Below are 24,569 nucleotides of genomic sequence, written 5' to 3'. Positions count from 1 at the left end.
TCGACCTGATCGACGACCGACAATTTAAAGGTCAACGTGTAGTCGCGCTGACTGCGCCTTTCACCCGTGTTCATTACTTCCTCCTGAGAATGGGTCAGAAGGTGTAAACCTTATTCAGGACGGGACACGCAGACAATAAAAAGGCCAATGCGAATGCATTGGCCTTTTCGTTGGCATCGACCGGGATCAGAAGTCCAGGTTGGACACCGCCAAAGCGTTGCTCTCGATGAAGTCACGACGAGGTTCGACCGCATCACCCATCAGGGTGTTGAAGATCTGGTCCGCGCCAATGGCGTCTTCGATGGTCACTTTGAGCATCCGGCGCTGGCTTGGGTCCATGGTGGTTTCCCATAGCTGATCCGGGTTCATTTCGCCCAGACCTTTGTATCGCTGGATGGTGTGACGCTTGGTGCTTTCAGCCATCAGCCATTCAAGGGCTTCCTTGAACTCGGTCACCGGCTTCTTGCGCTCGCCACGCTGGATGTACGCGCCGTCGTCCAGCAGGGTACTCAGTTGAGCGCCTAGCGAAACGACAGTCTTGTAATCGTTGCTGCCGAAGAAGTCGCGGTTGAAGGTGACGTAGTTCGACAGGCCGTGGGAGATCAGTTCGACCTCTGGCAGCCAGACGTTACGTTCACGGTCTTCACGCAGGCTGGCTTTGTAAACCAGGCCGGACTTCTCGACGGTGCGCAGGCGAACTTCGTACTGAGCCAGCCAATCTTGCATCGCTGCGTGATCGGACAGTTGCTCCATGCTCACCGCTGGCAGGTAGATGAAGTGCTCGGTCAGCTCCTGTGGGTACAGGCGCGACAGACGCTTGAGGGTCTTCATCACCAGACGGAAGTCATTCACCAGACGCTCAAGTGCTTCACCGGAAATGCCAGGTGCTTCTTCGTTCAGGTGCAGGCTCGCATCTTCCAGGGCCGACTGCGTCATGTACTCTTCCATGGCGTCGTCGTCTTTGATGTATTGCTCTTGCTTGCCTTTCTTCACTTTGTACAGCGGCGGCTGAGCGATGTAGATGTAGCCACGCTCGATCAGCTCCGGCAACTGACGGAAGAAGAAGGTCAGCAGCAGGGTACGGATGTGCGAACCATCGACGTCAGCATCGGTCATGATGATGATGTTGTGGTAACGCAGCTTGTCGATGTTGTACTCGTCGCGGCCGATGCCGCAGCCCAGCGCGGTGATCAAGGTGCCCACTTCTTGCGAAGAGATCATCTTGTCAAAACGCGCCTTCTCGACGTTCAGGATCTTGCCCTTCAGCGGCAGGATGGCTTGGGTCCGACGGTTACGTCCCTGCTTGGCGGAGCCGCCAGCAGAGTCACCTTCCACGAGATACAGTTCGGAAAGGGCAGGGTCCTTTTCCTGGCAGTCGGCCAGTTTGCCCGGCAGGCCGGCGATGTCCAGTGCACCTTTGCGACGAGTCATCTCACGGGCTTTACGCGCCGCTTCACGGGCACGGGCCGCGTCGATCATCTTGCCGACGACCAGTTTGGCTTCGTTCGGGTTTTCCAGCAGGAAGTCGGAGAAGTACTTGCCCATTTCCTGTTCGACCGCGGTCTTCACTTCGGAAGACACCAGCTTGTCTTTGGTCTGGGAGCTGAACTTCGGATCCGGCACTTTCACCGAAATGATCGCGGTCAGGCCTTCACGGGCATCGTCACCGGTGGTGGCGACCTTGTGCTTCTTCGCCAGGCCTTCTGCTTCGATGTAGGTGTTCAGATTACGCGTCAGTGCGGAACGGAAACCTACCAGGTGAGTACCGCCGTCGCGCTGTGGAATGTTGTTGGTGAAGCACAACAGGTTCTCGTTGAAGCTGTCGTTCCACTGCAGGGCGATTTCCACGCCGATGCCGTCTTCACGCTGGACGTTGAAGTGGAACACCTGGTTGACCGCAGTCTTGTTGGTGTTCAGGTATTCAACGAACGCACGCAGGCCGCCTTCGTACTTGAACAGCTCTTCCTTGCCGCTGCGCTCGTCCTTGAGGACGATGCCGACACCGGAGTTGAGGAAGGACAGTTCACGAATCCGCTTGGCCAGGATGTCCCAGCTGAAGTGTATATTCTTGAAGGTTTCAGCCGATGGCTTGAAGTGAATCTGGGTGCCCGTGGTTTCGCTCTCACCAACGATTTTCATCGGTTCTTGCGGAACACCGTGTACGTAAGTCTGTTCCCAGATTTTGCCGCTACGGCGAACGGTCAGGACCAGTTCTTTGGACAGTGCATTCACCACCGACACACCTACACCGTGCAGACCGCCGGATACTTTATAGGAGTTGTCGTCGAACTTACCGCCGGCGTGCAGCACGGTCATGATGACCTCGGCTGCTGAAACGCCTTCTTCTTTGTGCACGTCTACCGGGATGCCACGACCGTTGTCACGAACGGTGATGGACTCATCCGGGTGGATGATGATGCTGATGTCGTCGCAGTGGCCGGCGAGAGCTTCGTCGATCGAGTTATCGACCACTTCGAACACCATGTGGTGCAGACCGCTGCCATCGTCGGTGTCACCAATGTACATACCGGGACGTTTGCGTACGGCATCCAGGCCTTTCAGCACTTTAATGCTCGTTGAGTCGTACGTATTTTCTTCGCTCAATGCCTTCACTCCCGATGGTCGTGGGTCTGGGTGATACGGCCCTGTTCCACGTGGAACAGAGCGACTGGCGTTTCCGTCTGCCAGCCTTCCCTCAATAATTCGTGATCTACACAGGTGATAAATACCTGGCAGCGTAAGTCTTCCAACAAGCGGCAAAGCGCGCGACGGTGGTGCTCGTCCAGCTCGGACGGCAAGTCATCCACCAGATAAATACACTGACCGCGTCGAGCCTGGCTGACCAAGTGCCCTTGGGCAATCCGTAATGCGCAAACCACCAACTTCTGCTGGCCACGGGACAAGATGTCCGCGGCGTTGTGCGCGCCCAGTCTGAGACGCAAATCAGCACGTTGTGGTCCGGCCTGGGTATGCCCCATTTGCTGGTCCCGCTGCAGAGACCCGGCGAGCACAGCACTCAGTTCACGGTCTTTGTCCCAGCCGCGGTAATAGCTGAGCGTCAAGCCTTCAAGCTCAACCAGATCGCTCAAGGTTTGTTCAAAGACTGGTTTCAAGGCTTTGATATAAGCGCGGCGGTATTCATCTATTTCAGCGCTGGCCTGGCACAGTTCCCTGTCCCAAACCGCTTGCGAAACGGCGTCAAGTGTACCATGCCGCAGCCAAGAGTTTCTCTGGCGCAGGGCCTTCTGCAAGCGCTGCCAGGTTGACATGAAACGCGGTTCCACGTGGAACACACCCCAGTCGAGAAACTGTCGGCGAATCTTCGGCGCACCTTCCAGCAATCGAAAGCTGTCCGGATTGATCAGTTGCAGTGGCAAGATCTCGGCCAGTTGCGCGGCGCTGCGCGCATTCTGCCCATCGATACGAATCTGGAATTCGCCCTGGCGATCCCGCGAAATGCCCAAGGCGCTTTGCCCACCCTCCGCCAGTTCAACCTGGCCAAAGACCGTGCACGCCAGTTGTTCGTATTGAATGACCGGCAACAGGCGGGTGCTGCGAAACGAACGGGCAAGCCCCAGCAGATGGATGGCTTCCAGAACACTGGTTTTGCCGCTGCCGTTGGCGCCGTAAAGAATATTGATGCGGGGGGAAGGGGAGAAGGTCACCGGGTGCAGATTGCGCACCGCGGTGACCGAGACGCGACTTAAGGACATCTAGCTTCTGCTGAACATGATTACAGACGCATCGGCATGACAACGTAGGCCGAGTCGTCGTTATCCGATTCCTGTACCAGCGCGCTGCTGTTGGAGTCGGACAGGATCAGACGAACCTGCTCGGTGGTCATCACGCCCAGTACGTCGAGCAGGTAGCTCACGTTGAAGCCGATTTCCAGGGAGCCGCCGTTGTATTCAACGCCCACTTCTTCTTCCGCTTCTTCCTGCTCCGGGTTGTTCGCCTGGATCTTCAGCTGACCGCTGGCCAGTTGCAGTCGGATACCACGGTACTTCTCGTTGGACAGAATCGCGGTACGGCTGAACGCTTCGCGCAGCGCCTGGCGATCGCCCAGTACCAGCTTGTCGCCGCCTTTAGGCAGAACACGCTCATAGTCCGGGAATTTGCCGTCGACCAATTTCGAAGTGAAGGTGAACTCACCGGTGGTAGCGCGGATGTGGTGCTGACCCAGCACGATGCTGACATTGCCGTCCGGCTCGGTGAGCAGGCGTGCCAGCTCGAGGATACCTTTGCGCGGTACGATGACCTGGTGACGATCCGGCTGGCCGATATCGGCCTGCATCGAGCACATGGCCAGACGGTGACCGTCGGTGGCGACGGCGCGGATCACGCCGGCGGACACTTCCAGCAGCATGCCGTTGAGGTAGTAACGCACGTCCTGCTGGGCCATGGCGAAGCTGGTGCGCTCGATCAGACGACGCAGTTTGCTTTGCTCAAGGCTGCAGGTCAGCGAGCCCGGACCTTCTTCCACAGTAGGGAAATCATTGGCCGGTAGTGTCGACAGGGTGAAGCGGCTACGGCCGGCCTTGACCACAAGCTTCTGCTCGTCGACCTTGATGTCGATCAGCGCATCGTTCGGCAGGCTTTTGCAGATGTCCATCAGCTTGCGCGCCGGCACGGTGATGGAACCCGGATCCGCCGGCTCTTCGAGTTGAACACGACCGACCAGCTCGACTTCCAGGTCGGTACCGGTCAGCGACAATTGCTGGCCTTCGACAACCAGCAGCACGTTGGAAAGCACCGGCAAGGTCTGTCGACGTTCGACGACGCCTGCGACCAGTTGCAGGGGTTTCAACAGGGCTTCGCGTTGAATGGTGAAATGCATGGTCTAGTCCCTTGCCTTAATAAGCTGCGCTGGTGTTCATCAAGTGGTCAGCGTACGCAGCAGGTTCTTGTAGTCCTCGCGGATGTCCGCGTCGGATTCCTTAAGTTCGTTGATCTTGCGGCACGCGTGCAAGACCGTTGTATGGTCGCGACCGCCAAACACATCGCCAATTTCCGGCAGGCTGTGGTTGGTCAGTTCCTTGGACAACGCCATGGCGACCTGACGCGGACGAGCGACCGAACGCGAACGGCGTTTGGACAGCAAATCTGAGATCTTGATCTTGTAGTACTCGGCGACGGTGCGCTGAATGTTATCCACAGAGACCAGTTTATCCTGCAACGCCAACAAGTCCTTCAGGGATTCGCGAATCAGCTCGATGGTGATATCGCGGCCCATGAAGTGCGAGTGGGCGATCACGCGTTTGAGCGCGCCTTCCAGCTCACGGACGTTGGAGCGAATGCGTTGGGCAATGAAGAACGCGGCGTCGTGAGGCAGCTCGACTTTGGCCTGATCGGCCTTCTTCATCAGGATCGCCACGCGGGTTTCCAGCTCCGGCGGCTCGACCGCTACGGTCAGGCCCCAGCCGAAGCGGGATTTGAGGCGTTCTTCAAGGCCTTCGATTTCTTTCGGGTAGCGGTCACTGGTGAGAATGACCTGTTGGCCACCTTCGAGCAGGGCGTTGAAGGTGTGGAAAAACTCTTCCTGGGAGCGCTCTTTGCGGGCGAAGAACTGAATGTCATCGATCAGCAACGCATCCACCGAACGGTAGAAGCGTTTGAACTCGTTGATCGCGTTCAGTTGCAGGGCCTTGACCATGTCCGCCACAAAACGCTCGGAATGCAGGTACACCACCTTGGCATTCGGATTCTTCTTTAATAGATGGTTACCCACAGCGTGCATCAAGTGGGTTTTACCCAGGCCGACGCCACCATAAAGGAAGAGCGGGTTGTAACCGTGCTTGGGATTGTCCGCCACCTGCCAGGCGGCGGCGCGCGCCAACTGGTTGGATTTACCTTCAACGAAGTTCTCGAAGGTAAAGGTGCGGTTCAGGTAACTGGTGTGCTTGAGCGCACCTTCGACCTGCACGGTACGTTGCTCGGCGCGAACCGGGGCCTGTTGTGAACTGGCGCCGGCCATAGGGTCGAAGCTGTCACGGGAAGGTTCTTGCTCGGTGACCTCCGCCACTTTTTGTGTCGCACGTTTGGTCGACACGGCGGCAGGTGCTGACGGTGGACTGGCGGGCGCTTGAGCAGCCTGGGCCTGGGAAGCGGCGGCAGCCAGGGGAGCATTGGGCGCGGCACGAGGTGCCGAACTGCGTTTGCTGCCTATTAACAAGGAAAGCACAGGCGCCATGCCATTGCCGTGCTCATCGAGCAATTCGAGAACACGCCCCAGGTACTTTTCGTTGACCCAGTCCAGAACAAAACGATTGGGTGCATAGACGCGCAACTCGTCGCCTTCAGCTTCGACCTGTAGTGGACGGATCCAAGTGTTGAATTGTTGGGCAGGCAGCTCATCGCGCAAAAGCTCCACGCACTGCTGCCAAAGTTCCACTGACACGGATATCCCCTAAGTTGAAAGCCGGTGAGGCAAAAACAAGCGGCCATTGTAGCGACCAGACGCCGACTTATCCACACGAAGGTGGTTCATCGACCAAGAAGAATCGCCGTTTCATACGCAAAAAAGACGACCAGCGGTCTGTGCATAAGCTCTGTGGATAACCGGGGTTAAGGTCATTGCACAAGTGGGGGCGAAACTCGGTGGATAACCGGCCTGTGGATAAACCGAGCATCCACACACAGGTTATCCGACAGCGCAGCACAGGCTGAACACTGTTTTCCACTGTAGTTGTCATTCTCTGTACATCAGACAAAACAAGGGCTGAATCGACTTATCCACAGAAGGCTGCGGGCCTAGCTTTTATAAGCTTTACAGAAAAGCTTTAAATACTTTCCTTTCTTATTCTTATATTTGCCGACGGTTCGTTCAGCGCAAAACGTCCGGAGATCTATTTATAAGGAAACGCTGGTTGGAAATTGACCTGAAGGCTTGCTTTCTCTAGAATCCCCGGTCTCTTAAAACGGGGGCCATTCCGGCCCGTTGTGGACGAACCAGGTAACACGACAATGAAACGTACTTTCCAACCAAGCACTATCAAACGCGCTCGTACCCACGGTTTCCGTGCTCGCATGGCTACCAAGAACGGTCGTGCCGTCCTGTCGCGTCGTCGCGCCAAAGGTCGTGCGCGTCTGGCAGTTTGATAATCCGGCACTGGAGGTGAGTCAGGACTTCAGTCGGGAAAAGCGTCTGCTTACTCCCCGGCAATTCAAGGCAGTCTTTGACTCCCCTACCGGCAAGGTTCCGGGGAAAAATCTCCTGCTCCTTGCGCGCAATAACGATCTCGATCACCCCCGTCTCGGGTTGGTTATCGGGAAAAAGAGCGTAAAGCTCTCCGTCGAGCGCAATCGCCTCAAACGTCTGATGCGCGAATCGTTTCGCCTGAACCAGGATTCTCTGGTCGGCTGGGACATCGTTATCGTCGCGCGCAAAGGTTTGGGTGATGTAGAAAACCCCGAATTGATTCAGCATTTCGGCAAACTCTGGAAGCGTCTGGCTCGCAGTTCGCCGGTACCAGCAGTCAAAACCGAAACTGTAGGGGTAGACAGTCCAGATGCGTAAACTGGCACTCGTTCCGATCCAGTTTTATCGCTATGCCATTAGTCCCCTGATGGCCAGCCACTGTCGTTTCTACCCCAGTTGTTCCTGCTACGCGTTAGAAGCCATCGAAAATCATGGTCTTCTTCGCGGTGGCTGGCTGACCTTTCGTCGTTTAGGTCGCTGTCATCCGTGGAATCCCGGTGGTTATGACCCGGTTCCACCTATCCCTACCTCCCGTTCTTCTTCGATGGCCGAGTAATCATGGATATCAAACGCACGATCCTGATCGTCGCCCTGGCAATCGTGTCCTACGTTATGGTTCTTAAATGGAACCAGGACTATGGCCAGGCTGCCCTGCCGACTCAGAATGTTGCCACCAATACGACTGCATCGGGCCTGCCGGATACGGCATCTGGCTCCAACGCTTCCGCCAGTGACGACATTCCACGTGCTGCAAGCGACACCAGCGCACCTGCCGAAACGCCGGTGGCTGTGAGCAAGGACCTCATCCAGATCAAAACGGATGTACTGGACCTGGCTGTCGACCCACAAGGTGGCGATGTTGCCCAACTGACCCTGCCGCTGTATCCGCGTCGTCAGGATCACCCGGAAATTCCGTTCCAGCTGTTCGATAACGGCGGCGAACGTACTTATCTGGCGCAAAGCGGTCTGATCGGCAGCAACGGTCCGGACGCAAATCCGGCCGGTCGTCCGGTTTATTCCTCGGAGAAGAAGGTTTATCAACTGGCTGACGGTCAGGACCAATTGGTCGTAGACCTGAAGTTCAGCAAGGACGGCGTCAACTACATCAAGCGTTTCAGCCTGAAACGCGGTCTGTACGACGTAACCGTTTCCTACCTGATCGACAACCAGAGCGCTCAGCCCTGGACAGGTGCGATGTTCGCGCAATTGAAGCGTGACGCCAGCGCCGATCCATCTTCCACAACCGCCACCGGCACCGCGACTTACCTGGGCGCTGCCCTGTGGACAAGTTCCGAGCCGTACAAGAAAGTGTCCATGAAGGACATGGACAAGGCGGCGCTGAAAGAAACCGTCACTGGCGGTTGGGTTGCCTGGTTGCAGCACTACTTCGTGACCGCATGGATTCCGGCCAAGGGCGAAAACAACGTCGTCCAGACCCGTAAAGACAGCAAAGGCAACTACATCATCGGCTACACCGGCCCATCGATGAGTGTTGCGCCGGGTGCCAAGGCCGAGACCAGCGCTGTTCTATACGCCGGTCCGAAAAGCCAGGCCGTGCTGAAAGAGTTGTCCCCAGGTCTGGAATTGACGGTCGACTACGGCATTCTGTGGTTCATCGCCCAACCGATCTTCTGGTTGCTGCAACATATCCATGCCATTGTGGGTAACTGGGGCTGGTCGATCATCTTCCTGACCATGCTGATCAAAGGGATTTTCTTCCCGCTGTCGGCTGCCAGCTACAAATCCATGGCGCGCATGCGTGCAGTGGCACCGAAACTGGCTGCGCTGAAAGAGCAACATGGCGATGACCGGCAGAAAATGTCGCAATCCATGATGGAGCTGTACAAGAAAGAGAAGATCAATCCGCTGGGTGGTTGCTTGCCAATCCTCGTACAGATGCCGGTTTTCCTCTCGCTGTACTGGGTTCTGCTGGAAAGCGTCGAAATGCGTCAGGCGCCGTTCATGCTGTGGATCACTGACCTGTCGATCAAGGATCCGTTCTTCATTCTGCCGATCATCATGGGTGCAACCATGTTCATCCAGCAGCAGCTGAACCCGACTCCTCCGGATCCGATGCAGGCCAAGGTGATGAAGCTGATGCCAATCATCTTCACCTTCTTCTTCCTGTGGTTCCCGGCTGGTCTGGTGCTGTACTGGGTAGTGAACAACTGCCTGTCGATCGCCCAACAGTGGTACATCACGCGTAAGATCGAAGCAGCTACCAAAGCAGCTGCCTGATTTACACTGTGGATAACCACTCAAAACGCCCCCTAGTGGGGCGTTTTGCTATCTGTCACTTTTGTCTGGATACCGGTTTATGAGCGTTCCTCGTGAAACCATCGCCGCCGTCGCCACCGCCCAAGGTCGCGGCGGTGTAGGCATCGTGCGTATTTCCGGGCCGTTGGCCAGCGTTGCGGCCAAGGCCTTCAGTGGTCGCGAGCTCAAGCCGCGATTTGCTCACTACGGCCCGTTCTTCAGTGAAAACGACGAAGTGCTGGACCAGGGCATTGCCTTGTATTTCCCCGGCCCGAACTCTTTCACAGGCGAAGATGTACTGGAACTGCAAGGCCATGGCGGCCCGATCGTTCTGGATATGTTGCTCAAGCGCTGCCTGGAACTGGGTTGCCGTCTCGCCCGACCGGGGGAATTCAGTGAACGCGCCTTCCTCAACGACAAACTCGACCTCGCCCAGGCCGAAGCCATTGCCGACCTGATTGAAGCCAGTTCTGCACAGGCTGCGCGAAATGCGTTGCGCTCCCTGCAGGGTGCCTTCTCGTCACGTGTGCATAACCTCACTGAGCAATTGATCGGCCTGCGCATCTATGTCGAAGCGGCTATCGATTTCCCGGAAGAGGAAATCGATTTCCTCGCCGATGGCCACGTCCTGAGCATGCTCGACAAGGTGCGCGACGAGTTATCCACCGTCATGCGCGAAGCCGGGCAGGGCGCCTTGCTGCGTGACGGCATGACCGTGGTCATTGCCGGTCGTCCGAATGCCGGTAAATCCAGCCTGCTCAATGCCCTGGCTGGGCGTGAAGCGGCGATCGTGACCGAAATTGCCGGCACAACCCGGGATGTCCTTCGTGAACATATCCACATCGATGGCATGCCGTTGCACGTGGTGGATACCGCCGGTCTGCGCGATACCGATGATCATGTGGAAAAAATCGGCGTCGAGCGAGCCCTGATAGCCATTGGCGAAGCGGATCGGGTACTGCTGGTGGTCGATGCCACCGCACCGGAAGCCCTCGATCCGTTCGCACTCTGGCCGGAGTTTCTCGAAATCCGTCCCGATCCCGCGAAAGTCACACTGATCCGCAACAAGGCCGACCTTACAGGCGAAGCCATTGCCATGGAGGTCAGCGACGACGGCCATGTCACCATCAGCCTGAGCGCCAAGTCTGGTGGTGTCGGGCTCGAGCTGCTGCGTGATCACCTAAAGGCCTGCATGGGCTATGAACAAACGTCTGAAAGCAGCTTTAGTGCTCGCCGGCGACACCTTGAGGCGCTACGTCATGCCAGTGCTGCCCTCGAGCATGGGCGTGCCCAATTGACCCTGGCCGGCGCTGGCGAGTTGTTGGCCGAGGATTTGCGCCAGGCTCAGCAGTCGCTGGGTGAAATCACCGGTGCTTTCAGCTCTGACGATCTGTTGGGGCGAATTTTCTCCAGCTTCTGTATCGGTAAGTAGCCCTCCTGTTATTCACAGACAGGCCATTCGTGCCTGTCTGCTCCCTCCTTTTCTGAAAGAAACCTCCAGTGCCGAGCGGACGTCGTCTGCTTGAGCGCAATTCCTGTACCCGAATTTCAAGCAAACGGCGCTTTTCTGTGGATTAAGCCCTGTGAATAACCGCAGCTAAGGTCAGTTGATAACAGGGGTCGAAAACTGAACATAACCGCCTCTGTGGATAACCACCCCTTTCATCCACAGGCTTAAACCGGTTATCCAAGGGCCTCATTGGTACATGAACACAGGGTTTTAAATCTCTGTACATATTGAAAACAAAGGGCTACATAGATCTATCCACAGATAGTGGCCTGCATAGAAATAAACATAAAAACAAAGATTTAATAAATTTCTTTCTTTTTAATTTCTATAACTCCGAGTTTTCCACAGCTGGTTAATTTTTGTGCAAAGGGTTCTTTAGGAAGGGCGAAGTCCCTATACTTGTCGACCAGGTCCAAAAACCTGGGCTCAAACTATTCCTGAATTACCTACTTAAGCAGGCACGAGGTGCGTGGTGGATTTCCCTTCCCGTTTTGAAGTGATCGTCATCGGCGGCGGTCATGCCGGTACCGAGGCAGCACTGGCCTCAGCACGTATGGGGGTTAAAACCCTGTTGCTGACGCACAACGTGGAAACCCTCGGTGCCATGAGTTGCAACCCGGCCATTGGCGGAATCGGCAAAAGCCACCTGGTCAAGGAAATCGACGCCCTTGGCGGTGCGATGGCCATGGCTACCGATAAGGGCGGTATCCAGTTTCGCGTACTGAACAGCCGCAAAGGCCCGGCCGTGCGAGCAACCCGCGCGCAGGCAGACCGGGTTCTGTACAAGGCCGCTGTCCGCGAAATCCTGGAAAACCAGCCGAACCTGTGGATATTTCAACAGGCCGCTGACGATCTGATCGTCGAGCAGGAACAAGTCCGTGGTGTTGTCACCCAAATGGGTCTGCGTTTCTTCGCCGATTCCGTGGTGTTGACCACCGGCACGTTCCTTGGTGGACTTATCCACATCGGGTTGCAGAATTTTTCCGGTGGTCGCGCCGGTGATCCACCATCGATCGCGTTGGCTCACCGACTGCGTGAACTGCCTTTGCGTGTGGGGCGTTTGAAAACCGGTACTCCGCCACGTATCGACGGCCGGTCTGTGGATTTCTCGGTGATGGCCGAACAACCGGGCGATACGCCGATCCCGGTGATGTCGTTCATGGGCAACAAGGAACAGCATCCACGGCAAGTCAGTTGCTGGATTACCCACACGAATGCGCGCACCCACGAAATCATTGCCGCGAACCTCGACCGTTCGCCGATGTATTCCGCTGCCGGTGAGATCGAAGGCATCGGCCCGCGTTATTGCCCGTCGATCGAAGACAAGATCCATCGCTTTGCCGACAAGGAAAGCCATCAGGTTTTCATCGAACCGGAAGGCCTGACGACAAACGAGCTGTATCCGAACGGGATATCCACATCCCTGCCGTTCGACGTGCAATTGCAGATCGTGCAATCGATCCGCGGCATGGAAAACGCGCACATCGTGCGGCCGGGCTACGCGATCGAGTACGACTACTTCGATCCACGGGATTTGAAATACAGCCTGGAAACCAAAGTCATCGGCGGCCTGTTTTTCGCCGGGCAAATCAACGGCACCACCGGATACGAAGAAGCCGGCGCCCAGGGTTTGCTGGCCGGGACCAACGCTGCACTGCGTGCGCAAGGCAAAGAGGCCTGGTGCCCGCGTCGCGACGAGGCCTACATCGGCGTGTTGGTCGACGACCTGATTACCCTCGGTACCCAAGAGCCGTACCGGATGTTCACCTCCCGTGCCGAATACCGTCTGATTCTGCGTGAAGACAACGCCGACCTGCGCTTGACCGAAAAAGGTCGCGAACTGGGCCTGGTGGATGACGTGCGCTGGGCGGCTTTCTGCAAAAAGCGCGAAAGCATCGAACTGGAAGAGCAGCGCCTGAAAAGCACCTGGGTACGCCCGGGCACCGAACAGGGCGATGCCATTGCCGAAAAATTCGGCACGCCACTGACTCACGAATACAACCTGCTCAACCTCTTGAGTCGTCCGGAAATCGACTACGCTGGTCTGATTGCCGTGACCGGTGGCGGCGCAGAAGATCCACAGGTTGCCGAGCAGGTCGAGATCAAGACCAAGTACGCCGGTTACATCGATCGCCAACAGGATGAAATCGCCCGCTTGCGCGCCAGCGAAGACACCAAACTGCCTGTGGATATCGATTACACGAACATTTCCGGTCTCTCCAAGGAGATCCAGAGCAAACTCGGTGCGACCCGTCCAGAGACTTTGGGCCAGGCCTCGCGTATCCCGGGCGTAACGCCGGCAGCCATTTCGCTGTTGATGATTCATTTGAAAAAACGCGGCGCGGGCCGTCAGTTGGAGCAAAGCGCTTGAGTTCGTTGGTCACTTCGCAACACGCAGAAGAGTTATCCACAGGTGCCCGCCAACTTGGCGTCACGCTGACAGAAACCCAGCACGCGCAACTGCTGGGTTATCTGGCCCTGTTGATCAAATGGAACAAGGCTTACAACCTCACTGCCGTACGTGATCCGGACGAAATGGTCTCCCGTCACCTGCTCGACAGTCTGAGCGTGATGTCATTCATCGAAAACGGACGCTGGCTCGACGTCGGCAGTGGCGGCGGCATGCCTGGCATTCCGCTGGCCATTCTGTTTCCCGAGTCCCAGGTGACCTGCCTGGACAGCAATGGCAAGAAAACCCGCTTCCTGACCCAGGTCAAACTCGAACTCAAACTGGATAACCTGCAAGTTATCCACAGTCGCGTCGAAGCCTTCCAGCCTGCCCAGCCGTTCAACGGGATCATTTCCCGGGCGTTCAGCAGCATGGAGAACTTCAGCAACTGGACTCGCCACCTCGGCGATAGCGAAACACGCTGGCTGGCAATGAAGGGCGTTCATCCGGCCGATGAGCTGGTAGCATTGCCGGCAGACTTCCACCTCGATAGCGAACACGCCCTGGCCGTACCTGGTTGCCAAGGCCAACGCCATCTGCTGATACTGCGCCGCACGGCATGATTGGGAACACAAGCAAGAATGGCTAAGGTATTCGCGATTGCGAACCAAAAGGGTGGCGTGGGCAAAACCACCACCTGCATCAACCTCGCAGCATCCCTGGTCGCAACCAAGCGCCGGGTGCTGTTGATCGACCTTGATCCACAGGGCAACGCCACCATGGGTAGCGGTGTGGATAAACATGGCCTGGAAAACTCGGTCTACGACCTGCTGATCGGCGAATGTGATCTGGCCCAGGCCATGCACTTCTCCGAACACGGTGGTTACCAGCTGTTGCCGGCCAACCGCGACCTCACCGCGGCCGAAGTGGTGCTGCTGGAAATGCAGATGAAGGAAAGTCGCCTGCGCAGTGCGCTGGCGCCGATCCGGGAAAACTACGATTACATCCTGATCGACTGCCCGCCGTCGCTGTCGATGCTGACCTTGAACGCACTGGTTGCCGCCGACGGGGTAATTATCCCCATGCAGTGCGAGTACTTCGCACTCGAAGGTTTGAGCGACCTTGTGGATAACATCAAGCGTATCGCTGAATTGCTGAACCCGAACCTCAAGGTCGAAGGCCTGCTGCGGACGATGTACGACCCGCGCCTGAGCCTGATGAACGATGTCTCGGCGCAGCTCAAGGAACACTTCGGCGAACAGCTCTACGACACTGTCATTCCGCGCAACATCCGTCTGGCCGAAGCGCCGAGCTACGGCATGCCGGCGCTGGCGTACGACAAAGCATCGCGAGGCGCCGTTGCCTATCTGGCATTGGCGGGCGAAATGGTTCGTCGTCAACGCAAAAACTCACGCATCGCCGCTGCTCAGGCAACTTAAGGAATCCCCATGGCCGTCAAGAAACGAGGTCTCGGACGTGGACTGGATGCTCTGTTGAGTGGTCCGACTGTCAGTTCGCTGGAAGAACAAGCGGCGCAAGCCGATCAGCGTGAGCTGCAACACCTTCCCCTGGATCTGCTCCAGCGCGGCAAATACCAGCCGCGTCGTGACATGGATCCGCAGGCGCTCGAAGAGCTGGCGCAGTCGATCAAGGCCCAGGGTGTCATGCAGCCCATTGTGGTGCGCCCGATCGGCAGCGGCCGCTTCGAGATCATTGCCGGCGAACGCCGCTGGCGCGCCAGCCAGCAAGCCGGGAAGGAAACCATCCCGGCGATGGTTCGCGATGTACCCGATGAAACCGCGATCGCCATCGCCCTGATCGAGAACATCCAGCGCGAAGACCTGAATCCGATCGAAGAAGCGGTGGCCCTGCAGCGTTTGCAGCAGGAGTTCCAGCTGACCCAGCAACAGGTGGCCGAAGCTGTGGGCAAGTCACGGGTGACCGTGGCTAACCTGCTGCGCCTGATTTCCTTGCCGGAAGTTATCAAGACCATGTTGTCCCACGGCGACCTGGAAATGGGTCATGCCCGAGCTTTGCTCGGTTTGCCGGAAATTCAACAGGTTGAAGGGGCGCGACATGTTGTCGCACGCGGGCTGACCGTGCGCCAGACCGAGGCACTGGTTCGCCAGTGGTTGAGTGGCAAACCGGAGCCTGTTGAAGCGGCAAAACCGGACCCGGATATCGCCCGCCTCGAGCAACGCCTGGCCGAGCGCCTAGGCTCTGCGGTGCAGATCCGCCACGGAAAGAAGGGTAAGGGACAACTGGTGATCGGCTACAACTCTCTTGATGAGCTTCAAGGTGTGCTTGCACACATCCGCTGAAACAATTCCTCATGTAGCGTGAAGGCGGAAATCACTACCTGACAGTTGAATAGGGGCAGAACCGCCCCTATACTCTGCGCGCATTTTGTCGGCACAAATTATGCCAAGTTATTGAATTCTGGCAGCCGACCATTGGGGAGTAAAAGTGATGGAAACCCGCACGCCAAACCGCCTGCCCTTCCATCGCCTGGCAGTTTTTCCGGTGTTAATGGCTCAATTTGTCGTTCTGCTCATTGCCGCTTTGGCGCTCTGGCAACGGTATGGAGTCGTTGCCGGGTACTCGGGACTCTGCGGAGGCCTGATAGCCTTGCTTCCCAATATTTATTTCGCTCACAGGGCATTTCGGTTTACCGGCGCCCGGGCAGCTCAAGCCATCGTCCGGTCTTTTTATGCCGGCGAGGCGGGCAAACTGATTTTGACGGCGGTGCTTTTTGCATTGACGTTCGCAGGTGTGAAGCCATTGGCGCCGCTGGCTGTATTCGGCGTCTTTGTGCTGACCCAACTGGTCAGCTGGTTCGCTCCCCTGCTGATGAGAACAAGACTTTCGAGACCTTAGGGCGTTTGAGGCAACCATGGCAGAAACAACCGCTTCGGGCTATATCCAGCACCACTTGCAGAACCTGACCTTCGGTCAGCTCCCTAACGGCGGCTGGGGCTTTGCCCACACCGCAGCAGAAGCCAAGGAAATGGGCTTCTGGGCTTTCCACGTCGATACTCTCGGCTGGTCGGTCGCATTGGGTCTGATCTTCGTTCTTCTTTTCCGCATGGCGGCAAAGAAAGCGACTTCGGGTCAGCCTGGTGCTTTGCAGAACTTCGTTGAAGTATTGGTCGAATTCGTCGATGGCAGCGTGAAAGACAGCTTCCATGGCCGAAGCCCGGTGATTGCACCTCTGGCACTGACCATCTTCGTCTGGGTGTTCCTGATGAACGCCGTCGACCTGGTACCGGTCGACTGGATTCCTCAACTGGCCATCCTGATCTCCGGCGACCACCACATCCCGTTCCGCGCCGTGTCGACCACCGACCCGAACGCGACCCTGGCCATGGCCTTCACGGTGTTCGCGCTGATCATTTTCTACAGCATCAAGATCAAGGGCCTCGGCGGCTTCATCGGCGAGCTGACCCTGCACCCGTTCGGCAGCAAGAACATCTTCCTTCAGGCCCTGCTGATCCCGGTGAACTTCCTGCTGGAATTCGTGACCCTGATCGCCAAGCCGATCTCCCTGGCTCTGCGTCTGTTCGGCAACATGTATGCCGGCGAGCTGGTCTTCATTCTGATTGCTGTGATGTTCGGCAGCGGTCTGCTCTGGCTTAGTGGCCTGGGCATCGTTCTGCAGTGGGCGTGGGCTGTGTTCCACATCCTGATCATCACCCTGCAGGCGTTCATCTTCATGATGCTGACCATCGTCTACCTGTCGATGGCACACGAAGAAAACCATTAAGGCCAGTCTCGACTAGTCTGATGTCCCTCCCCGTTAAACGGGAGGGGGCTCTTAACGGGGCCTCTGAAACGATTTGTTTTACCGCTTTAAATTAAAAAAACCTAAACCATACGACGTAAAAGTCGGGAGGAAAGATGGAAACTGTAGTTGGTCTAACCGCTATCGCTGTTGCACTGTTGATCGGCCTGGGCGCACTGGGTACCGCAATTGGTTTCGGCCTGCTGGGCGGCAAGTTCCTGGAAGGCGCAGCGCGTCAGCCAGAAATGGTTCCAATGCTGCAAGTTAAAATGTTCATCGTTGCCGGTCTGCTCGACGCCGTAACCATGATCGGTGTTGGTATCGCTCTGTTCTTCACCTTTGCGAACCCGTTCGTTGGTCAAATCGCTGGCTGATTACTCGGATCTTCCGGGTAATTTGGTGTGATGGACAACGTAACTGCGAGGTGTTGGCGTGAACATTAATGCGACCCTGATTGGCCAGTCCGTTGCGTTCCTGATTTTTGTACTGTTCTGCATGAAGTTCGTATGGCCTCCGGTCATTGCGGCATTGCATGAACGTCAAAAGAAGATCGCTGATGGTCTGGACGCTGCCAGCCGAGCAGCTCGCGACCTGGAGTTGGCCCAAGAGAAAGCGGGTCAGCAACTGCGCGAAGCGAAAGCTCAGGCAGCTGAAATCATCGAGCAAGCCAAGAAACGCGGTAATCAGATTGTCGAAGAGGCTGTTGAAAAAGCCCGTGTCGACGCTGACCGTGTGAAGGTTCAGGCTCAGGCCGAGATCGAACAGGAACTGAACAGTGTCAAAGACATGCTGCGTGCCCAGGTGGGCTTGCTGGCAGTCGAAGGCGCCGAGAAGATCCTGGGTGCCACAATCGATCAAAACGCGCACGCAAAGCTGGTTAACCAACTGGCTGCTGAAATCTAAGCGAGGGCGATCATGGCAGAACTGACCACGTTGGCCCGACCTTACGCTAAGGCGGCCTTCGAGCACGCTCAGGCCCACCAGCAACTGGCCAATTGGTCAGCCATGCTCGGCCTGGCTGCAGCGGTGTCGCAAGACGACACCCTGCAGCGCGTGCTCAAGGCCCCGCGACTGACGAGCGCAGAAAAGGCCACCACGTTCATTGACGTGTGTGGCGACAAGTTTGATGCCAAGGCACAGAACTTCATCAATGTCGTTGCCGAAAACGACCGTCTCCTGCTATTGCCGGAGATCGCCGCTCTTTTCGACCTGTACAAGGCCGAGCAAGAGAAGTCGGTAGACGTTGAAGTGACCAGTGCTTTTGCATTGAACCAAGAACAGCAAGACAAACTCGCCAAGGTTCTCAGTGCACGACTCAACCGGGAAGTGCGCCTGCAAGTTGCGGAGGACGCTGCCCTTATTGGTGGTGTCGTCATCCGCGCCGGCGACCTGGTTATCGATGGCTCGATTCGCGGCAAAATCGCGAAACTGGCCGAAGCATTGAAATCTTGAGTTTGAAGGGGCAGCAGAGCAATGCAGCAACTCAATCCTTCCGAAATAAGTGAAATTATCAAGGGCCGCATCGACAAGCTCGATGTGACCTCCCAAGCCCGTAACGAAGGCACTGTCGTCAGCGTATCTGACGGTATCGTGCGGATTCACGGTCTGGCCGACGTAATGTACGGCGAGATGATCGAGTTTCCGGGCGGCGTCTTCGGTATGGCCCTCAACCTGGAGCAAGACTCCGTAGGTGCCGTTGTATTGGGCGCTTACCAGTCTCTGGCTGAAGGCATGAGCGCCAAGTGCACCGGCCGCATCCTCGAAGTTCCGGTTGGTAAGGAACTGCTGGGTCGCGTAGTCGACGCACTGGGTAACCCGGTTGACGGCAAAGGTCCACTGGGCAACACCCAGACCGACGCGGTCGAGAAAGTTGCTCCAGGCGTGATCTGGCGTAAGTCGGTAGACCAGCCTGTACAGACTGGCTACAAGGCTGTCGATGCCATGATCCCTGTCGGCCGTGGCCAGCGTGAGCTGATCATCGGTGACCGTCAGATCGGTAAAACCGCTCTGGCGATCGACGCGATCATCAACCAGAAGAACAGCGGCATTTTCTGCGTCTACGTAGCCATCGGTCAGAAACAATCGACCATCGCCAACGTGGTTCGCAAGCTGGAAGAAAACGGCGCCCTGGCCAACACGATCATCGTGGCTGCCAGTGCTTCGGAATCTCCTGCGCTGCAATTCCTGGCACCGTACTCCGGTTGCACCATGGGTGAATTCTTCCGCGACCGCGGTGAAGACGCGCTGATCGTTTATGACGATCTGTCCAAGCAAGCAGTGGCTTACCGCCAGATTTCCCTGCTGCTGCGCCGTCCACCAGGCCGTGAAGCTTACCCAGGCGACGTGTTCTATCTCCACTCCCGTCTGCTGGAGCGCGCATCCCGCGTTTCGGAAGAATACGTAGAGAAGTTCACCAACGGCGCAGTGACCGGCAAAACCGGTTCCCTGACCGCACTGCCGATCATCGAAACCCAGGCTGGCGACGTTTCCGCGTTCGTTCCGACCAACGTGATTTCCATCACCGACGGTCAGATCTTCCTGGAATCGGCCATGTTCAACTCGGGCATCCGTCCTGCAGTGAACGCCGGTGTTTCGGTATCCCGTGTGGGTGGTGCCGCTCAGACCAAGATCATCAAGAAGCTGTCCGGTGGTATCCGTACCGCTCTGGCTCAGTACCGTGAACTGGCGGCATTCGCCCAGTTCGCTTCTGACCTGGACGAAGCGACCCGTAAGCAACTTGAGCATGGTCAGCGCGTTACCGAGCTGATGAAGCAGAAGCAATACGCACCAATGTCGATCGCTGACATGGCGCTGTCGCTGTATGCCGCTGAGCGTGGGTTCCTGACTGACGTTGAAATCGCCAAGATCGGCAGCTTTGAACAAGCGCTGATTGCTTTCTTCAACCGCGATCACGCCGATTTGATGGCGAAGATCAACGTGAAAGGTGACTTCAATGACGAAATCGACGCTGGCATGAAAGCCGGTATCGAGAAGTTCAAGGCCACCCAAACCTGGTAAGCCGCAGCGGGAGCCGCAAGGCTCCCGCTTGCTAACCTGATAGGTGTTACATGGCAGGCGCAAAAGAGATTCGCAGTAAGATTGCGAGCATCAAAAGCACGCAAAAGATTACCAGCGCCATGGAAAAAGTGGCGGTCAGTAAAATGCGCAAGGCACAAATGCGCATGGCTGCTAGCCGTCCTTACGCGGAGCGCATCCGCCAGGTTATTGGCCATCTGGCCAACGCTAACCCGGAATATCGCCACCCGTTCATGATCGACCGTGAAGTAAAGCGAGTTGGTTATGTCGTAGTGAGCAGTGACCGTGGTCTGTGTGGTGGCTTGAACACCAACCTGTTCAAGGCTCTGGTCAAGGACATGGCGGTAAACCGCGAAAACGGCGTCGAGATCGATCTGTGTGTAGTTGGTAGCAAGGGTGCGGCTTTCTTCCGCAACTTCGGCGGTAACGTCGTAGCAGCTATCAGCCACCTGGGTGAAGAGCCGTCGATCAATGACCTGATCGGCAGCGTCAAGGTGATGCTGGATGCCTACCTGGACGGCCGTATTGACCGCCTGTCCGTGGTGTCCAACAAGTTCATCAACACCATGACACAACAGCCTACCGTGGAGCAGTTGATTCCACTGGTGGCAACCCCGGATCAAGAACTCAAGCACCACTGGGACTATCTCTACGAACCGGACGCCAAAGAGCTGCTTGACGGCTTGATGGTCCGTTACGTGGAGTCGCAGGTCTACCAGGCGGTGGTCGAGAACAACGCGGCTGAACAGGCTGCGCGGATGATCGCGATGAAGAACGCTACCGACAACGCCGGTGATTTGATCAGCGATTTGCAGCTGGTCTACAACAAGGCGCGTCAGGCTGCGATCACCCAAGAGATCTCGGAAATCGTCGGCGGCGCTGCCGCGGTTTAACGGTTCAAATATTCAGAGGATCCAGCTATGAGTAGCGGACGTATCGTTCAAATCATCGGCGCCGTTATCGACGTGGAATTTCCACGCGACAGCGTACCGAGCATCTACAACGCGCTGACTGTACAGAGCGCGGCCGGGACCACCCTGGAAGTTCAGCAACAGCTGGGCGACGGCGTGGTTCGTACCATTGCGATGGGTTCCACCGAAGGCTTGAAGCGCGGTCTGGACGTTGTCGACTCTGGCGCAGCCATCTCCGTACCGGTCGGTAAAGCGACCCTGGGCCGGATCATGGACGTCCTCGGTAACCCGATCGACGAAGCTGGTCCGATCGACACCGAAGAGCGTTGGGGCATTCACCGTCCAGCGCCTTCGTTCGCTGAACAGGCAGGCGGCAACGACCTGCTGGAAACCGGCATCAAGGTTATCGACCTGGTTTGCCCGTTCGCCAAAGGCGGTAAAGTCGGTCTGTTCGGTGGTGCCGGCGTAGGCAAAACCGTAAACATGATGGAACTGATCCGTAACATCGCCATCGAGCATAGCGGTTATTCCGTGTTCGCCGGTGTGGGTGAGCGTACTCGTGAGGGTAACGACTTCTACCACGAGATGAAGGACTCCAACGTTCTGGACAAAGTGGCACTGGTTTACGGTCAGATGAACGAGCCGCCGGGTAACCGTCTGCGCGTAGCACTGACCGGCCTGACCATGGCCGAGAAGTTCCGTGACGAAGGTAACGACGTTCTGCTGTTCGTCGACAACATCTATCGTTACACCCTGGCCGGTACTGAAGTATCCGCACTGCTGGGCCGTATGCCTTCTGCAGTAGGTTACCAGCCGACCCTGGCTGAAGAGATGGGCGTTCTGCAAGAACGTATCACTTCGACCAAGGAAGGTTCGATCACTTCGATCCAAGCGGTATACGTACCTGCGGACGACTTGACCGACCCGTCGCCAGCGACCACCTTCGCCCACTTGGACGCTACCGTCGTTCTGTCCCGTGACATCGCTTCCCTGGGTATCTACCCGGCGGTCGATCCACTCGACTCGACTTCGCGCCAGCTGGACCCGAACGTAATCGGCCAGGACCACTACGACACCGCTCGCGGCGTTCAGTACGTTCTGCAGCGTTACAAAGAACTGAAGGACATCATTGCGATCCTGGGTATGGACGAGCTGTCGGAAGCCGACAAGCAGTTGGTAAACCGTGCTCGTAAGATCCAGCGCTTCTTGTCGCAGCCGTTCTTCGTGGCTGAAGTCTTCACCGGTGCATCGGGTAAATACGTTTCCCTGAAAGACACCATTGCTGGCTTCAAAGGCATCCTCAACGGTGACTACGACCACCTGCCAGAACAAGCGTTCTACATGGTTGGCGGCATCGAAGAAGCGATCGAGAAAGCCAAGAAACTGTAATCCCGGCGCCCGGCAACGGGCGCTAATTTAGGTTGAGGCAATCAGATGGCTATGACAGTCCATTGCGATATCGTCAGCGCGGAAGGAGAAATCTTTTCCGGTCTGGTCGAGATGGTGATTGCGCACGGTGCACTGGGTGATCTTGGTATCGCCCTGGGTCACGCGCCGCTGATCACTAATCTGAAGCCAGGTCCGATCCGCCTGGTCAAGCAGGGCGGGGAAGAGGAGGTGTATTACATCTCCGGTGGTTTCCTCGAGGTTCAGCCGAACATGGTCAAGGTTCTTGCCGACACCGTGCAACGTGCTGCCGACCTGGACGAAGCCGCAGCTTTGGAAGCCGTTAAGGCTGCCGAGAAAGCCCTGCATGAGCGAGGCGCGGAATTCGATTACGGTTCTGCTGCTGCTCGACTGGCCGAGGCTGCAGCTCAGCTGCGCACCGTCCAGCAGATCCGCAAGAAGTTCGGCCATTAAGGCAGCGCTTGTTGTGTGATTGATAAAAAAGGGTAGCCTCGGCTACCCTTTTTCTTTTTCGACATTTTATAACCTTGGTCGCAGTCGCTGACCACCCTGGATTGGTAGCCAGTCATGTCCCTTGAAATCGTTATTCTCGCTGCTGGCCAAGGCACGCGCATGCGTTCTGCCTTGCCGAAAGTCTTGCACCCGATTGCCGGCAATTCGATGCTCGGCCATGTTATCCACAGCGCCCGGCAACTTGATCCACAGCGCATCCATGTCGTGATTGGTCATGGTGCCGACGCCGTGCGCGAACGTCTGGCCGCTGACGACCTGAACTTCGTCCTGCAGGACAAGCAACTGGGCACCGGGCATGCCGTGGCCCAGGCTGTTCCTTTCATCAAATCCGACACCGTGCTGGTTCTTTACGGTGACGTGCCGTTGATTGAAGTGGAAACCCTGCAACGCCTGCTGACTCAGGTAGTGCCAGGACAGATGGGCCTGCTGACTGTCGAACTCGACGATGCGACCGGTTATGGCCGCATCGTGCGTGACGTTGACGGTAAAGTCGCTGCCATCGTTGAACACAAGGATGCCAACGAAGCGCAACGCGCGATCCGCGAAGGCAACACCGGCATCCTCGCTGTTCCTGCCGATCGCTTGGCCGACTGGACGAGCCGCCTGTCGAACAACAATGTTCAGGGTGAGTATTACCTGACTGACGTGATCGAAATGGCGGTCAACGATGGTCTGGTAGTGGCTACCGAACAACCCCACGACGCCATGGAAGTGCAGGGCGCCAACGACCGCAAGCAGCTTTCCGAACTCGAGCGTCACTATCAACTGCGCGCCGGCCGTCGTTTGATGGCCCAAGGTGTGACCCTGCGCGACCCGGCACGTTTCGATGTACGCGGCGAAGTCACCGTTGGCCGCGACGTGCTGATCGATATCAACGTGATCCTCGAAGGCAAGGTCGTCATCGAAGACGATGTGGTGATCGGCCCGAACTGCGTGATCAAGGACAGCACCCTGCGCAAAGGCGTGATCATCAAGGCCAACAGCCATATCGAGGGTGCCATTCTGGGTGAAGGCAGCGATGCCGGCCCGTTCGCCCGTCTGCGTCCAGGCACCGTGCTGGAAGCCCGCGCGCATGTGGGTAACTTCGTCGAGCTGAAAAACGCTCACCTGGGCGAAGGCGCCAAGGCCGGTCACCTGTCTTATCTGGGCGATGCCGAGGTGGGCGCGCGCTCCAACATCGGTGCTGGCACCATCACCTGCAACTACGATGGCGCCAACAAGTGGAAAACCGTGTTGGGCGAAGATGTGTTCATCGGTTCCAACAACTCGTTGGTGGCGCCTGTGGATATCCTTGCCGGTGCAACGACAGCGGCCGGTTCGACTATCACCTCGACTGTGGATAAATCCCAGTTGGCCATCGGACGTGCTCGCCAGAAGAACATCGACGGCTGGAAGCGGCCGGAGAAGATCAAGAAGAGCTGAGTTATCCACAACTCCCTTGTAGGAGCGAGCTTGCTCCGGGCGGCGTTCCGACGATGAATTTGAGAGCGGCGCATTTTTCCAGAAAGAATGCATCATCGTTCACGCCCATCGCGAGCAAGCTCGCTCCTACAAGTTATCCACAGCTC

Annotated in this window: 23 protein-coding genes; 19 read left to right on the top strand and 4 right to left on the bottom strand. The window is 57.0% G+C overall.

Annotated elements, in window-relative coordinates:
- Nucleotides 1-186 precede the first annotated feature (186 nt).
- Genes gyrB through dnaA form a run of 4 tightly spaced genes read right to left on the bottom strand, consistent with a single transcriptional unit; the run spans nucleotide 187 to nucleotide 6,397 of the window.
- Entirely contained in the window at nucleotides 187-2,604 is a 2,418-nt protein-coding gene (gene gyrB / locus KGA83_RS07750; protein WP_108218879.1) for a DNA topoisomerase (ATP-hydrolyzing) subunit B, read from the bottom strand.
- A 5-nt stretch (nucleotides 2,605-2,609) separates the two neighbouring features.
- Nucleotides 2,610-3,713 (bottom strand): DNA replication/repair protein RecF, encoded by a 1,104-nt coding sequence (gene recF / locus KGA83_RS07745; protein ID WP_095057937.1) that lies wholly within the window; start codon nucleotides 3,711-3,713, stop codon nucleotides 2,610-2,612.
- Nucleotides 3,714-3,733: 20 nt separating this feature from the next.
- Nucleotides 3,734-4,837 carry a DNA polymerase III subunit beta gene (gene dnaN, locus KGA83_RS07740; protein WP_007969885.1) on the bottom strand — a complete coding sequence of 368 codons (1,104 nt, stop codon included), beginning with the start codon at nucleotides 4,835-4,837 and terminating at the stop codon, nucleotides 3,734-3,736.
- Between the two features lie 39 nt (nucleotides 4,838-4,876).
- Entirely contained in the window at nucleotides 4,877-6,397 is a 1,521-nt protein-coding gene (gene dnaA, locus KGA83_RS07735; protein WP_108218791.1) for a chromosomal replication initiator protein DnaA, read from the bottom strand.
- Nucleotides 6,398-6,963: 566 nt separating this feature from the next.
- Between dnaA and rpmH the strand changes: the two genes are divergently transcribed.
- The 19 genes from rpmH (at nucleotide 6,964) to glmU (ending at nucleotide 24,423) form a co-directional block, all read left to right on the top strand.
- Entirely contained in the window at nucleotides 6,964-7,098 is a 135-nt protein-coding gene (rpmH, locus tag KGA83_RS07730) for a 50S ribosomal protein L34 (protein WP_003213577.1), read from the top strand.
- Between the two features lie 16 nt (nucleotides 7,099-7,114).
- Nucleotides 7,115-7,516 (top strand): ribonuclease P protein component, encoded by a 402-nt coding sequence (gene rnpA, locus KGA83_RS07725; protein WP_056727027.1) that lies wholly within the window; start codon nucleotides 7,115-7,117, stop codon nucleotides 7,514-7,516.
- Entirely contained in the window at nucleotides 7,509-7,754 is a 246-nt protein-coding gene (gene yidD, locus KGA83_RS07720) for a membrane protein insertion efficiency factor YidD (protein WP_010207715.1), read from the top strand. The genes rnpA and yidD overlap by 8 nt, the downstream gene beginning before the upstream one ends.
- Before the next feature lie 2 nt (nucleotides 7,755-7,756).
- Nucleotides 7,757-9,436: a membrane protein insertase YidC gene (gene yidC / locus KGA83_RS07715; protein ID WP_108218792.1), complete on the top strand. Its 1,680-nt coding sequence runs from the start codon at nucleotides 7,757-7,759 to the stop codon at nucleotides 9,434-9,436.
- 79 nt (nucleotides 9,437-9,515) lie between these two features.
- Nucleotides 9,516-10,886, top strand: coding sequence for a tRNA uridine-5-carboxymethylaminomethyl(34) synthesis GTPase MnmE (gene mnmE / locus KGA83_RS07710; RefSeq protein ID WP_223529359.1), 1,371 nt, complete (start codon nucleotides 9,516-9,518; stop codon nucleotides 10,884-10,886).
- Nucleotides 10,887-11,436: 550 nt separating this feature from the next.
- Nucleotides 11,437-13,335, top strand: coding sequence for a tRNA uridine-5-carboxymethylaminomethyl(34) synthesis enzyme MnmG (gene mnmG, locus KGA83_RS07705; RefSeq protein ID WP_108218794.1), 1,899 nt, complete (start codon nucleotides 11,437-11,439; stop codon nucleotides 13,333-13,335).
- The gene (rsmG, locus tag KGA83_RS07700) at nucleotides 13,332-13,976 is read left to right on the top strand and encodes a 16S rRNA (guanine(527)-N(7))-methyltransferase RsmG (RefSeq protein WP_007969895.1); all 645 of its coding nucleotides are present in this window, start codon (nucleotides 13,332-13,334) and stop codon (nucleotides 13,974-13,976) included. Before mnmG ends, rsmG begins: the two co-directional genes overlap by 4 nt.
- A gap of 18 nt (nucleotides 13,977-13,994) precedes the next feature.
- Entirely contained in the window at nucleotides 13,995-14,792 is a 798-nt protein-coding gene (locus tag KGA83_RS07695) for a ParA family protein (protein WP_007969897.1), read from the top strand.
- A 9-nt stretch (nucleotides 14,793-14,801) separates the two neighbouring features.
- Nucleotides 14,802-15,674, top strand: coding sequence for a ParB/RepB/Spo0J family partition protein (locus tag KGA83_RS07690; protein WP_108218795.1), 873 nt, complete (start codon nucleotides 14,802-14,804; stop codon nucleotides 15,672-15,674).
- A 148-nt stretch (nucleotides 15,675-15,822) separates the two neighbouring features.
- Nucleotides 15,823-16,230 (top strand): F0F1 ATP synthase subunit I, encoded by a 408-nt coding sequence (locus tag KGA83_RS07685; protein WP_108218796.1) that lies wholly within the window; start codon nucleotides 15,823-15,825, stop codon nucleotides 16,228-16,230.
- A gap of 16 nt (nucleotides 16,231-16,246) precedes the next feature.
- Nucleotides 16,247-17,116 (top strand): F0F1 ATP synthase subunit A, encoded by an 870-nt coding sequence (gene atpB, locus KGA83_RS07680; protein ID WP_108218797.1) that lies wholly within the window; start codon nucleotides 16,247-16,249, stop codon nucleotides 17,114-17,116.
- 134 nt (nucleotides 17,117-17,250) lie between these two features.
- Nucleotides 17,251-17,508: a F0F1 ATP synthase subunit C gene (atpE, locus tag KGA83_RS07675; RefSeq protein WP_003097235.1), complete on the top strand. Its 258-nt coding sequence runs from the start codon at nucleotides 17,251-17,253 to the stop codon at nucleotides 17,506-17,508.
- Nucleotides 17,509-17,566: 58 nt separating this feature from the next.
- Nucleotides 17,567-18,037 carry a F0F1 ATP synthase subunit B gene (locus KGA83_RS07670; RefSeq protein WP_108218798.1) on the top strand — a complete coding sequence of 157 codons (471 nt, stop codon included), beginning with the start codon at nucleotides 17,567-17,569 and terminating at the stop codon, nucleotides 18,035-18,037.
- 12 nt (nucleotides 18,038-18,049) lie between these two features.
- Nucleotides 18,050-18,586, top strand: coding sequence for a F0F1 ATP synthase subunit delta (locus tag KGA83_RS07665; protein ID WP_108218799.1), 537 nt, complete (start codon nucleotides 18,050-18,052; stop codon nucleotides 18,584-18,586).
- A 21-nt stretch (nucleotides 18,587-18,607) separates the two neighbouring features.
- Entirely contained in the window at nucleotides 18,608-20,152 is a 1,545-nt protein-coding gene (atpA, locus tag KGA83_RS07660; protein ID WP_108218800.1) for a F0F1 ATP synthase subunit alpha, read from the top strand.
- A gap of 50 nt (nucleotides 20,153-20,202) precedes the next feature.
- On the top strand, nucleotides 20,203-21,063 hold the full coding sequence (atpG, locus tag KGA83_RS07655; protein ID WP_007934344.1) for a F0F1 ATP synthase subunit gamma: 861 nt from the start codon (nucleotides 20,203-20,205) through the stop codon (nucleotides 21,061-21,063).
- A gap of 27 nt (nucleotides 21,064-21,090) precedes the next feature.
- The gene (gene atpD, locus KGA83_RS07650) at nucleotides 21,091-22,470 is read left to right on the top strand and encodes a F0F1 ATP synthase subunit beta (RefSeq protein ID WP_108218801.1); all 1,380 of its coding nucleotides are present in this window, start codon (nucleotides 21,091-21,093) and stop codon (nucleotides 22,468-22,470) included.
- A 45-nt stretch (nucleotides 22,471-22,515) separates the two neighbouring features.
- Nucleotides 22,516-22,941, top strand: coding sequence for a F0F1 ATP synthase subunit epsilon (locus KGA83_RS07645; RefSeq protein ID WP_007985046.1), 426 nt, complete (start codon nucleotides 22,516-22,518; stop codon nucleotides 22,939-22,941).
- 114 nt (nucleotides 22,942-23,055) lie between these two features.
- Nucleotides 23,056-24,423 carry a bifunctional UDP-N-acetylglucosamine diphosphorylase/glucosamine-1-phosphate N-acetyltransferase GlmU gene (gene glmU / locus KGA83_RS07640; protein ID WP_108218802.1) on the top strand — a complete coding sequence of 456 codons (1,368 nt, stop codon included), beginning with the start codon at nucleotides 23,056-23,058 and terminating at the stop codon, nucleotides 24,421-24,423.
- Nucleotides 24,424-24,569: the final 146 nt, after the last annotated feature.

It is taken from the genome of Pseudomonas sp. GL-R-19 (assembly GCF_019956375.1).
In the GTDB taxonomy this organism is placed as follows: domain Bacteria; phylum Pseudomonadota; class Gammaproteobacteria; order Pseudomonadales; family Pseudomonadaceae; genus Aquipseudomonas.
This window is presented reverse-complemented; position numbering and strand designations above follow the sequence as displayed.